This window comes from Blastomonas fulva (genome assembly GCF_003431825.1).
Taxonomy (GTDB): Bacteria; Pseudomonadota; Alphaproteobacteria; order Sphingomonadales; family Sphingomonadaceae; genus Blastomonas; species Blastomonas fulva.
The window spans coordinates 2,279,639-2,290,845 of sequence record NZ_CP020083.1 but is presented as its reverse complement, the minus strand read 5'-3'; the positions used below and the strand labels follow the sequence as shown (position 1 = coordinate 2,290,845).

Genomic DNA, 11,207 nt, shown 5'->3' with positions numbered 1-11,207 from the left:
GCGCCGGCCTCAGCCGCGCTTCGGCGGGGGCGGCGGTGCGATCACCTGCGGCTTGCTGGCCGGAACCGGGCGGACCGGCGCGCCGGGCCTGACCTTGGCCAGCCCCTGGACGATCACCTTGTCGCCCGGCTTCAGTCCCTTGGTGATCACCCAGTCGGTGCCCACGGCCCTGTCTGCGGTCACCTGGCGTTCGGTCGCGCGGTTCTGCGCGTCGATCACGAAGACCGCCGCCTGGCCGCGGGCATTGCGGCTGAGCCCGGCCTGCGGAACCAGAATGGCGCTGGTGTTGATCGCCTGGTCGAAGCGGGCGCGGACGAACATGCCGGGCAAAAGCAGCCCCTGCGGATTGGCAAAGCGCGCGCGCAGCGTGACCGTACCGGTCGCGGCGTTGACCATCACTTCGGAGAATTGCACCACACCGCGCTGCCCGTAGTCGCTGCCATCTTCCAGCACCAGCGACACCTCTGCACTCGCTGGCGCAGCCCCGCCCTGCGCGAGCGAGCGGCGCAGCGTCAGCAGTTCCGCGCTCGATTGCTGGATGTCCACGAACACGGGGTCGACCCCCTGAATTATCGCCAGCGGCTCGGCCTGGTTGCCGGTAACCAGCGCGCCCACGGTGAACAGCGAACGCCCGATGCGCCCGGTGATCGGCGCGGGAACGCGGGTGAACTGCAGGTTGACGTCGGCGGTCTGCAACTGCGCGCGGCTTTGCTGGACCGCTGCGGCAGCCTGACGCGCGGCGGCGGCGGCATCGACATAATCCTGCAGCGCCACCGCCTGCGCCTCGGCCAGCGGCTTCAGCCGCTCGGCCCGGATGCGGGTTGCCTCGGCATTGGCCATGGCACTGTTGAGGTTGGCGTTCGCCTCTGCGGTCGCCGCCCGATACAGCCTTGGATCGATTTCGTAGAGCGTCTGCCCTGCCCGCACCACCGCGCCCTCGGCGAAGAACCTGCGGCGGATGATGCCGGTGACCTGCGGGCGAACCTCGGACATCTCGAAAGCAGCGATCCGCCCGGCTAGCTCGACCGAAACGGGCACGGGGCTCGACCGGACGACAACGAAGCCGACTTCGGGCACAGGCCGTTCGCCGCTCTTGTCCTCCTCTGCGCTAGAACATCCGGCAAGCGCGAGCGCCGCCAGCCCTGCCAGGGCGACGTGCTTCACGATCGTTCGTGTTGGTCGAACGGATAAGGAAATGACAGACTCGCAGAAACTTAGGGACACCGTATACGATTATGGCGCGGTATTAGAAGGCTAACCCCTGACGGGGCAAGTTTGTTTCATCCCCGGCAACAAAATTTCGCAATCTGCCAGTGCTGCGGTCGGTTGACGGCATTCAGGTCGTTCAAGCGTGACTGACTTCCTTGATCGGGATAGCCGGATTGGCCAGTTCCGTCAGATCGAGCGGCACGCCTTCGAGCACCGCCTTGCGGCCCTGGACATAGTCCTTGGTGGCATTGACGCAGTCGAGAGCGATCACCTTGCCGCCGCGCAGATAGATCACCGAGAAGCTGCGGCTGACAGGATCGCCGCGGACGAGTTCCTGATCGTAGTCCACCGACAGGCCGACGGTCTGCAGCCTGAGGTCATACTGGTTGGACCAGAACCACGGGATCGCCTGATAGGGCTCTGCTGTTCCCATGATGTGGCTTGCGGCGACCTTGGCCTGGTCGTTGGCATTCTGCACCGATTCCAGCCGGATCACCCGGTCGTTGGCAAAGGCGTTGGCGTGCGCGGCGCAATCGCCGATGGCATAGACATCAGGAAGGCTTGTGCGGCAGAACTCGTCGACATCGACCCCGTTGCCGCCCGCTGCCCCGGCTGCGATCAGCGGCCCGGTCTGCGCGATGATGCCGATACCGACGATCACCATGTCCGCCGCGATCCGCTCGCCATTGCCGCAGCGCACCGCGACCGCATGCCCCGCCTCGTCGGTCTCGATGTGATCGACGGTGTAGCCGGTGCGCAGATCCACCCCATGGTCGCGGTGTTCCTTTTCGAAGAACGCCGACAGCGACGGGCCGGCAACCCGCGAGAGCACCCGGTCCAGCGCCTCGATCAGCGTGACCTGCTTGCCCAGCTTGCGCATTACCGCGGCCGCTTCCAGCCCGATATAGCCGCCGCCGATGATCGCGACGCTCTGCGTGTTGTCGAGCCGCGCCATGATCTTGTCGACATCGGCGCGGGTGCGCACGGCAAAGACGTTGCTGGCATTGCTGCCCTGGCAATCCATCATCCGGGGCGTGCCGCCGGTTGCCCAGATCAGCTGGCCATAGCCGGTCTGCGTGCCGCCACTGGTGGTCAGCAACTTGGCGAACGGATCGACCGCGGTCACCCGCTTGCCGAGCTGCAGGTCAACCTGCCGCTCGCTCCAGAAGGTTTCGGGACGCAGCAGGATTCGCTCGAACGGCTTGTCGCCGGCGAGATATTCCTTGGAGAGCGGCGGCCGCTCATAGGGCGGAAACTGCTCCTCGCCGATCAGCGCAATCGAGCCTGCGAACCCCATCTGGCGCAGACAGATCGCCGCCTGTGCGCCCGCGTGTCCTGCTCCGACGATGGCAATGTCATAGCTGTCCTGCACCGCATCCCTCTCCTGCTCGATGGCCTTTCGGCAACCGTGATCCTGCGCGCCATGTGCCGGTTGACGCTGCGGAAAACAAGCCTGCACATCATGGCGCTATCCAATAGCGGTGTTGAGGCGCATTTTGGTTTGACCATCGCGCAAGTGCCAACTATAGCGCGCGGCCTGCCCCGGCTGTAAAGCGCCGGGCGCGCCGGGATGGCGGAGTAGCTCAGCTGGTTAGAGCGGCGGAATCATAATCCGTAGGTCGGGGGTTCAAGTCCCTCCTCCGCTACCATCCCGGACACAATCGGCGGCGGAAATTATTTCTTTGCCCCCGCCGAGATTTTAAGCTGCCACGATCCGCTTGGTTTTCAGCATATTAGATGGACTCCATCGGCAGATTGCCGATAATGTCAGCGTGCGTTCCGGCGGCTATCGTGCGTGTCCGGGCAGCTGAGCGCGCGCTTAGGCATCTGTGAGAACAGTGGTGAACCAGCCGGAATCCCCCGATCGCAGACTGGATGGCTGGAAGTCTATCGCCGGATATTTCCGCCGTGACCGGACGACCGTAATGCGCTGGGCGCGCGAGCGTGACCTGCCCGTCCACCGCCTGCCCGGCGGAAAACAGGGATCCGTTTTCGCCTATGAGCGCGAGCTTGCCACCTGGGCTCGCCGCGCCGAGCAGGACGACCTTGCCGACGCGCCTGCAGCGCCCGAGCCCGAAGCTCCGCTGCCCGCCAGCAGCGCACCGCCACCGTCCGCGCCTCAGACGCAATCGCTCGGGACGGATGCACCGTCGCAATCGTCCCGGCGCTGGCTGTGGCCTTCCCTCGGCGCGGTGGCGCTGGCTGGCGTGCTTGCAGTGTCGCTGCCGATGCTTGGCGGTGCGCAGTCGCCCGGCGAACCGCGCAGCGAACAGATCGTCCCCCTGCCCCGCGATCCCAAGGTGGCCAGCGACTATGTCGCCGCGCGTGATCTGTGGGCTCGCCGAACGCCCGCCGCGCTTAGCCGGGCGATCGGGCTGTATGAGCGCGTGATCGCCGCGGATCCCGAATTCGCGCCCGCTTATGCAGGCCTTGCCGAGGCATGGCTGATCACGCGCGAATACGGCGCGGCGACCGAGAGCCGGGCCTATAGCGCGGCGAAATCCGCCGTCGAACAAGCGCTGAAGCTCGACAGCCGCCTGCCAGCCGCGCATCGTGCCAATGGCTTCATCCAGTATTGGTGGAGCTATGACGCCCAACGCGCGGTCAATTCGTTCCAACGCGCGCTGACGCTCGACCCGCACGATGGCCTGAGCCATTTCTGGTACGCCAACGTTCTGGCCGATCTGGGCCAGGATGCAGCGGCGCAGCGCGAGTATGATACCGCGCAGCTGCTGCTGCCGGGCACTCCGGCGATCGCGATCGAACGCGCGTGCGCGCACTGGCAGGCGGGAAGAGACCGTCGTGCGCTGATCGAACTCAACCAGCTCAAGGCGCAATATCCCGACGATGCGACGATCCGCAACTGCCTGGCCTGGGCGCATATCTCGCGCGGCGACATCCGCGCTTATGCCCGTGAATTCGGCGAGCTGGCCAGGCTGCGCAAGGTGCCCGAGCTGCTCGCGCTTGCAAAGAAACTGGATACGGCGGTCGTCCGCAATCCGGCGACAGCGCATCTGGTGCTGGTGGCCGATGCCCAGCGCGAATTTGCCGCAGGCGAGCGCAAGACTCGGATGACCCCCGCCTTCCAGGCCTCCAGCATGGGCGACCGCGAAACGCTGGTCGCGCTGCTGCGCCAGGCAGCGATGCTGGGCGAACGCTGGTATTCGGCGACGCTGAACAAGCGCATCGCCCAGCAGTGGCAAGGCGATGCCGAGGTGCAGGCGCTGCTCAACAAGGTGGTGATCGCCACCCCCAAGGTGCGGCTGACCTGATCGAGTAACGCCTGCGTCACCTGCATACTCCGCGATTTTCACCGCTTCGCAACAATTTGCTACAGCCTAGTTTCGCCCCGTTTGCGCTAGCAGGATCATGGTCTGATCGGCGGGACCGGGGGTATTCGTCGACCCAACTGGCTGCTGGCCATCTTTCGTGCCCCGGCCCCGGCGATCAGGCCACCCTTGTCACCCGGCCACAGCATCGGGCCGATCGATCGGGGTGTTTGGGTCTTGCCATCGGCAGGACGGCCTTCGGGGGACTCCATGCGGCGAGTGGCGATAGGTCTGGCGCTGTTCCTGACCAGCGTGCTGGGTGCATGGGTCGTGCTTGGCTGGCCCGCACAGGCGCAGATGCTGTCCTTCCGCTCGGCCGATCACGATATCGTCCCAGGCAAGCGGACCCGCGTCCAGGCCGATCTCGCGAGGACCATCGAAAGCTGGCACGGCACCCGCGCCTGCAACGCGCAAGGCCGCGCGCGGCTGGCGCTCAAACCTGCGGTCGCGCGCTGGCTGGGCGGGCAGACGGTGGCACAACCCCGCAAGCGGCTGGCGCAATGGGGGTATCACTCGGGCGATATCTGGGTCGAGCAGCGCGTGGTCGATGGCAAGCCCAGCTGCACGGCCGGGTTTCGCAAGCTCATCGCGTTTGCGGATTTCCGCTAGGGCAGTTTGCGGCTCAGGCCGTTGCGAGCAGCCGCTCACTCAGGTCCCACAGCCGTTCGGCACTGTCGCTGTCCACCGCGTGCGGCTCGACAAAGCGATAGCGGACGGGCTCGCCGCTGGAGACTGCCGCGATGTTGCAATCCTCGCAATAGACCCCGCCATTGCCGTGCAGCAGCGGGCTGGTGGCGGCCCACAGCGTGGTGGTGCAGCCCTGCGCGGGTGTCTTGAACATGGCGCGGGCACCCTCGGCAATCTCGCCCTGCTCGTTCAGCCAGCCCAATGCGACCATTTCCTCGGTCGGCAGATGCCGCTGCAACGGGGTCATGATGCCGCCGGGGTGGACGGCAAACGCCATACCGCCGCTTTCGGCCAGCCGCGCATTCAGCGCGACCGCGAACAGCGCATTGGCGGTCTTGGACTGGCCATAAGCCTTCCATTTGTCGTAGCTGCCATCGGTCCAGTTGGGGTCGTCCCAGCGGATGTCCGAAAGCTTGTGCCCGGTCGATGACAGCGCCACCACGCGGCATTCGCCGCTACGCTGAAGCAGCGGCAGCAGAACGTCGGCCAGCGCGAAATGGCCCATATGGTTGGTGCCGAACTGCATCTCCCAGCCCGGCCCCACCCGTGTTTCCGGGCACGCCATGACACCTGCGTTGTTGATCAGCAGGTCGAGCCGCGTGACCTTCTCGGCATAGCCCTGCCCAAAACGCCGCACCGATGCGACATCGGCAAGGTCCATCAGCGCGATGCGGATGTCGCCCTTGATGCCGTCCAGCGCGGCGTGCGCCTTGGCACTATCGCGCGCAGGCACGGTGACCGATGCGCCCGCTGCCGCCAGCGCGCGCACCGTTTCCAGCCCGATGCCCGAATAGCCCCCGGTGACGATCGCATTCCTGCCTGTCAGATCGGTCCCGGCGAGCACCTCATGCGGTTCGCTGTGGCGACCGAAAGGCGAATCGACGGGGGTCTGATGGGCTGCGATCATGAAGCTCTCCTGCTGCGCTGTGGGCGCCTCAGGCGAGCGCCTCTTCCATCGGACAATAGTCGTAGCCAAGGTCATCCGCCACCGCCTTGTAGGTGACCCGGCCGTTCCACACGTTCAGGCCCGCGGCCAGATGTGCGTCAGAGCGCAGCGCGTCCTTCCAGCCCTTGTCGGCCATGCGCAGCATATGCGGCAGCGTAACATTGTTGAGCGCATAGGTGCTGGTGCGCGCAACCGCGCCGGGCATGTTGGCGACACAGTAATGCACGATGCCATCGACGATATAGGTCGGCTCGGCATGCGTCGTCGCGTGGCTGGTTTCGAAGCAGCCGCCCTGGTCGATCGCGACATCGACCAGCACCGCGCCCGGACGCATCGTGGAAAGCATCTCGCGCGTCACCAGCTTGGGCGCGGCAGCGCCGGGGATCAGCACAGCGCCGATCACCAGATCGGCCGCCGCGACGCATTCGGCGACATTGGCGGCGTTGGCAAAGCGCGTCTTGGCACGCGATTCGAAATAATAGCCCAGCCGCTCGAGCACCTCGGGGTTGCGATCGAGGATGGTAACGTCGGCGCCAAGGCCTGCCGCCATCTGCGCGGCGTTGAAACCGACGACGCCGCCGCCGATCACGCAGACCTTGCCGGGCGCCACGCCCGGAACGCCGCCGAGCAGGATGCCGCGTCCGCCGTGCGCCTTTTCGAGCGCGGTCGCACCCGCCTGGATCGACATGCGCCCTGCGACCTGGCTCATAGGCTTGAGCAGCGGCAAACCGCCGCTGGCATCGGTGACGGTTTCATAGGCGATGCACACCGCCTTGGAAGCGACCAGATCCTTGGTCTGCTCAGGGTCGGGCGCAAGGTGCAGATAGGTGAACAGGATCTGGCCTTCGCGCAGCATCGCACGCTCGACCGACTGCGGTTCCTTGACCTTTACCACCATCTCGCACTCGGCGAAGATTTCGGCCGCGGTGTCGATCAGCTTGGCGCCAGCGCGCAGATAGTCGTTGTCGCTCTCGCCGATGCCCAGGCCTGCGCCCTTCTGCACCCAGACCTCATGGCCGTGCTGCACCAGTTCGCGGGCGCTCTCGGGCGTCAGGCCGACGCGATATTCGTGGTTCTTGATTTCCTTGACGGTTCCGACGCGCATGACAGACTTCTCCTGCTGGATGTTCTGCCCATGGCTTACCTGCACCGCCTTCCCTGTGCGACATCATTTTGTTACTTTATTACATTATTGCGTAATTTTCCGAATTGGCACTGGAATGTTGCAAATATCCGCACCGCCTGCGGGGATGTTGAAAAACGCGTCCTTGCGGTTGGACCGCGCATCGGCGTAGCGAGCGAATGATTCGCTCGCGCTGTCGAGATATTCGAGCTTGGGCCGCTGTGCTTCCGGCAGGTCCGACGCCAGGCGCACCGACTGGATGGACGTGCGTTCTGCGGGGGTCTCGTAAAAGCCAAGTTCGCCGGTGCCGCGCGGCAGGCTGGAGAGATGCTCGATGCCTTCGACTACCCGGCCGACCAGCGCGATGTTGCGGTCCAGATGCCGCGGCGCATGGCCGATGACGGTGTAGAGCTCGGCCCCGCTGCCCATGTCGGGCGAGATGTTACGGCCCACGCCGACCATGCCATAGCAGTGTACCGGCCAGGCCTGATAACCGCCGCCTTCGCCCGCGACCGAAGCGGCACGCCCCTTGGTGTCGTTCGCCATCGGCCATGACTTGTAGAAATGCGGGTTGCGCGCATAGCTGTCGGCGGGCAACCGGGGCGGCGGCACGGGAAAGCGCGATCCTGTCTGGTCGCTGAAATCCTGCGGCAGGCCGACGACATAGTCGCGTTTGCGGAGGCCATCGGTCTCACTCAACGCTACCACCCCCTTGGGCAGCGGCTTGGCCTTGGCGGCATCCTCGCCATCGGGATCGCCCCATTGCACCACATAATTGTCCTGCACCCGCACGATCGCTGTGCCATCCCACCAGTGCGCTGCGGCGAGTTTGCGGATGTTGGCAACCCAGGGCTCGCTGATCGGCGCGGCGATCAGCTGGATCAGCACCCGCCGGGGCTTGCCCGCCGCATCGGGTGCCAGCTCCATCACCAGCAAGTCCGCGGGCGCGATCGGCACCCAGTGACCAGAAGGAGCCGCAGCAATGACCTCGCCGGGGCTGACACCGGGCATCGGGGCGGCGGAAGGTTCTGCGGCGGCCACAAGGGTGAGCGGCGCAAGCGCGGCCATCGAGCGCAGCATGGCGCTGTGGAGTCGGGTGTGTGTCATGCTGCCACGCTATCACGCGCTGGGCGCTTGCGAAACCGCGCAAGCCGGTGCAGGTTTTGCAGGGTCGCGGGAGAGAATATCATGGCTGTTCCTGACGAAAACGATGATACCCCGCTTTCGCTGCGCAACAGCCGCGCGACGCTCGACCGGCTGCTCGACGAGATGATCGAGACTCCCGACCGGATGGCAACGCTGGCCGAGACCATCGAGCAGGTGTTCTGCGAAACCCGCGCGGTCATGGTGCTCGACATGAGCGGCTTTTCGCGCACCACCCAGCGACACGGGATCGCGGCGTTCCTGCTGATGGTGCACCAGATGAAACGTCTGGCGATGCCCGAGATCGAGGACAAGGGCGGGCTGCTGGTCAAGGCGGAGGCCGACAACCTCTATTGCCTGTTCGATACGACCGATGAGGCGGTGCGCGCCGCGCGCGCGATCGTGCGCCAGCTCAAGGCCGCGAACCTGATCCTGCCCGAGGATCGCAGGCTCTATGCCTCGATCGGGATCGGCTATGGCGCGGTGCTCAACATCGATGACGAGGATCTGTTCGGCGACGAGATGAACCTGGCGTGCAAGCTGGGGGAGGACATTGCCGCGCGCAGCGAGATCCTGCTGACCGAAGCGGCAAGGGCGACACTGACACTCAAGACCGTCGAGACCCGGCCCGAACAACTCAGCATCTCGGGCCTGGCGCTGAACTATCACATGGTGTTGTAAGCCAGCGCGGCACGGCCCCCGCCGCGCCCGCCAAACCACCTCTTGCGCTGGTCCGCACTTGCCTTTAGGGGGGCGGCTCCCAGGACAAGCGGAGCGGTGGCCGAGTGGTCGAAGGCGCACGCCTGGAAAGTGTGTATAGGTCAAAAGCCTATCGTGGGTTCGAATCCCACCCGCTCCGCCACTTCGGAACAACGATGGGCACTCCGCCCGCCGCCGTGGCTACGCCATTGGCGGCCAGCACGCGGAGCAGGTTGCTCTTCGATCCCATGATGCGGACCTCGCCGCGATCGACCTCGACCCGCTGCGCCAAGGCGCGAAGATGGTCGCGGCGATAGCCGCCGCCTTCCGTGCGGATGCGCCGCCGCGCCGTTGACGCGAACTTTCGCAACGTGGCCGGCGTGATGGCCTGCTGCGTCGAGTTGAGCAGGAGGGCCGAGGCCCGCTCGGCATCCGCCCGCGCCTGATCGCGAGTCGCCTTCAAGGCGACGATGCGATCCCTGAGCGCCGGATCGTCCAAATCGGCGACGCCGCTTTCGATCGCGTCGTAGAGCCGTTTCAGGCGCAGCTCGGTCTCGGCGGATCGCCGGTTCAATTCCGCGATATGCTCGCGGCGCCGGTCGCTGCGCTCCTGTCGACGATCCAGAACCTCGGCTAGTACATCCTCCAGCCGGTCGGGATCGAGCAGCCGGTCGGCCAGATAGTTTGCGACCAGATCGTCCAGCCGCTCCATCGAAACCGTCATGCCCTCGCAGGCGGTCGCGCCCTGCCGCGCCTTCATCGAACAGGTGTAATAGCGATAGCGCCCACCCTTCCCGGTGCGAATCGTCATCGCGCCGCCGCACTTCCCGCAATGGATCAGGCCCGTCAGCAGCGTCGGGCCACCGACGACCTGCGGATGGGCGACCTTCGGGTTGCGCGCCTTGAAATGTGCCTGCACCGCATCGAACGTGGCCTGGTCGATGATCGCCGGAACCTCGACCGCGATCACTTCCTCGGAGGGCTTCAATTCCTTGCTCTTGCCGCGCTTGTTGAACTCGTGGCGGCCGATATAGGTCGGCCGGGTCAGCATCCGATGAACCGTGCCGATGCCCCAGCGGCCGCCGTCGCGCGTGAAGATACGGCGCTCGTTGAGATGCTTGGTGATCGACTTCACGCCCATCGGGCCGGATGTGCCGTCGCCTTCCAGCGCCAGCTTGAACGCCAGCCGCACCGTGTCGGCGTGGATCGGGTCGATCTCCAGCTTCTTCTTCATCTTCGCGCCGCGTTGCTCGGCATCGACCACGCGATATCCGATCGGCGGCAGCGAGCCGTTCCAGAAGCCTTGCCGGGCATTTTCCTTGAGCGCGCGAAGGACGTGCTTCGCATTCTCCTTCGACTGATATTCGTCGAACAGCGCCATGATCTGACGCATCATGACGTGCATCGGATCGTCGCCCATTTCCTGCGTGATCGACAACAGCTTGACGCCGTTCTTGGCGAGCTTGCGAACGTAGAACTCCAGTTCGAAGTGATCGCGGAAGAAGCGCGAGAAGCTGTGGACCACCACTACGTCGAACGACGCGGGCTTGCTGGTCCCGGCCTCGATCATGCGCTGGAACTCGGGCCGCCGGTCGTTCGTCGCCGATGCGCCGGCCTCGACGAAGGTATCGACCAGCTCCAGTCCCCGCGACAGGCAATAGGCTTCGCCCTGCTTGCGCTGATCGGGGATCGACACGTCATGCTCGGCCTGCCGCGCCGTTGAAACGCGCAGGTAAAGGGCGGCGCGCAGCGGCACGGTCATGGTAGCGAACTCCTCACATCATTGGCACGGCCCGAACAGCTCGTCGAAAACGTCGCCGAACCATGCCTCGAACACATCCACTTCCGCACTCGTGACCGGCACGCGCTCGGGCCAGTCGTCGGTGACGGTCCAGGTCGAAAGATCGTCCTTCGGGCTTTTCCCCGCGCAAGGACGGAGGCTGCCGACCGGCAGCGTGGCATAGTCGAACAGGTCGTCCGGGCATTCGGCCCGGCGACGATGGGGGCGACGATGGACTTTGCGGGCAAGGGCCATCCCGACAGGCTGCTTCGCGCTCGCGCCTCATGCAAA

The 11,207-nt window shown here is 65.5% G+C and carries 10 protein-coding genes and 2 tRNA genes; 5 read left to right on the top strand and 7 right to left on the bottom strand.

Annotated features, from left to right (window positions below):
• Positions 1–9: 9 nt before the first annotated feature.
• Positions 10–1,164 carry an efflux RND transporter periplasmic adaptor subunit gene (locus B5J99_RS10770; RefSeq protein WP_117352374.1) on the bottom strand — a complete coding sequence of 385 codons (1,155 nt, stop codon included), beginning with the start codon at positions 1,162–1,164 and terminating at the stop codon, positions 10–12.
• A gap of 181 nt (positions 1,165–1,345) precedes the next feature.
• Positions 1,346–2,581: an NAD(P)/FAD-dependent oxidoreductase gene (locus B5J99_RS10765; RefSeq protein ID WP_117352373.1), complete on the bottom strand. Its 1,236-nt coding sequence runs from the start codon at positions 2,579–2,581 to the stop codon at positions 1,346–1,348.
• 200 nt (positions 2,582–2,781) lie between these two features.
• On the opposite strand from B5J99_RS10765, the gene B5J99_RS10760 reads away from it, so the two are divergent.
• The 3 genes from B5J99_RS10760 (at position 2,782) to B5J99_RS10750 (ending at position 5,147) form a co-directional block, all read left to right on the top strand.
• A tRNA-Met gene (locus tag B5J99_RS10760) sits at positions 2,782–2,858 on the top strand.
• 192 nt (positions 2,859–3,050) lie between these two features.
• The gene (locus B5J99_RS10755; RefSeq protein WP_117352372.1) at positions 3,051–4,481 is read left to right on the top strand and encodes a tetratricopeptide repeat protein; all 1,431 of its coding nucleotides are present in this window, start codon (positions 3,051–3,053) and stop codon (positions 4,479–4,481) included.
• 267 nt (positions 4,482–4,748) lie between these two features.
• Positions 4,749–5,147 (top strand): hypothetical protein, encoded by a 399-nt coding sequence (locus B5J99_RS10750; RefSeq protein ID WP_117352371.1) that lies wholly within the window; start codon positions 4,749–4,751, stop codon positions 5,145–5,147.
• Between the two features lie 13 nt (positions 5,148–5,160).
• On the opposite strand, the gene B5J99_RS10745 is transcribed toward B5J99_RS10750, so the two are convergent.
• The 3 genes from B5J99_RS10745 to B5J99_RS10735 form a co-directional block, all read right to left on the bottom strand.
• Positions 5,161–6,132, bottom strand: a complete 972-nt coding sequence (locus B5J99_RS10745) for an oxidoreductase (RefSeq protein WP_117352370.1) — start codon at positions 6,130–6,132, stop codon at positions 5,161–5,163.
• 28 nt (positions 6,133–6,160) lie between these two features.
• Positions 6,161–7,276 carry an alanine dehydrogenase gene (gene ald / locus B5J99_RS10740; RefSeq protein ID WP_054134445.1) on the bottom strand — a complete coding sequence of 372 codons (1,116 nt, stop codon included), beginning with the start codon at positions 7,274–7,276 and terminating at the stop codon, positions 6,161–6,163.
• Between the two features lie 84 nt (positions 7,277–7,360).
• Positions 7,361–8,401, bottom strand: a complete 1,041-nt coding sequence (locus tag B5J99_RS10735; RefSeq protein ID WP_245991596.1) for a peptidylprolyl isomerase — start codon at positions 8,399–8,401, stop codon at positions 7,361–7,363.
• An 81-nt stretch (positions 8,402–8,482) separates the two neighbouring features.
• Here B5J99_RS10735 and B5J99_RS10730 point away from each other — a divergent pair, with 81 nt between their 5' ends.
• On the top strand, positions 8,483–9,118 hold the full coding sequence (locus B5J99_RS10730; protein ID WP_117352369.1) for an adenylate/guanylate cyclase domain-containing protein: 636 nt from the start codon (positions 8,483–8,485) through the stop codon (positions 9,116–9,118).
• 90 nt (positions 9,119–9,208) lie between these two features.
• Positions 9,209–9,299: transfer RNA gene (locus B5J99_RS10725), tRNA-Ser, on the top strand.
• Here the strand turns inward: B5J99_RS10725 and B5J99_RS10720 are convergent.
• Positions 9,267–10,898, bottom strand: a complete 1,632-nt coding sequence (locus tag B5J99_RS10720) for a recombinase family protein (protein WP_117352368.1) — start codon at positions 10,896–10,898, stop codon at positions 9,267–9,269. The genes B5J99_RS10725 and B5J99_RS10720 overlap by 33 nt on opposite strands.
• Positions 10,899–10,916: 18 nt before the next feature.
• Positions 10,917–11,171, bottom strand: a complete 255-nt coding sequence (locus tag B5J99_RS10715) for a hypothetical protein (RefSeq protein WP_021691168.1) — start codon at positions 11,169–11,171, stop codon at positions 10,917–10,919.
• Positions 11,172–11,207: the final 36 nt, after the last annotated feature.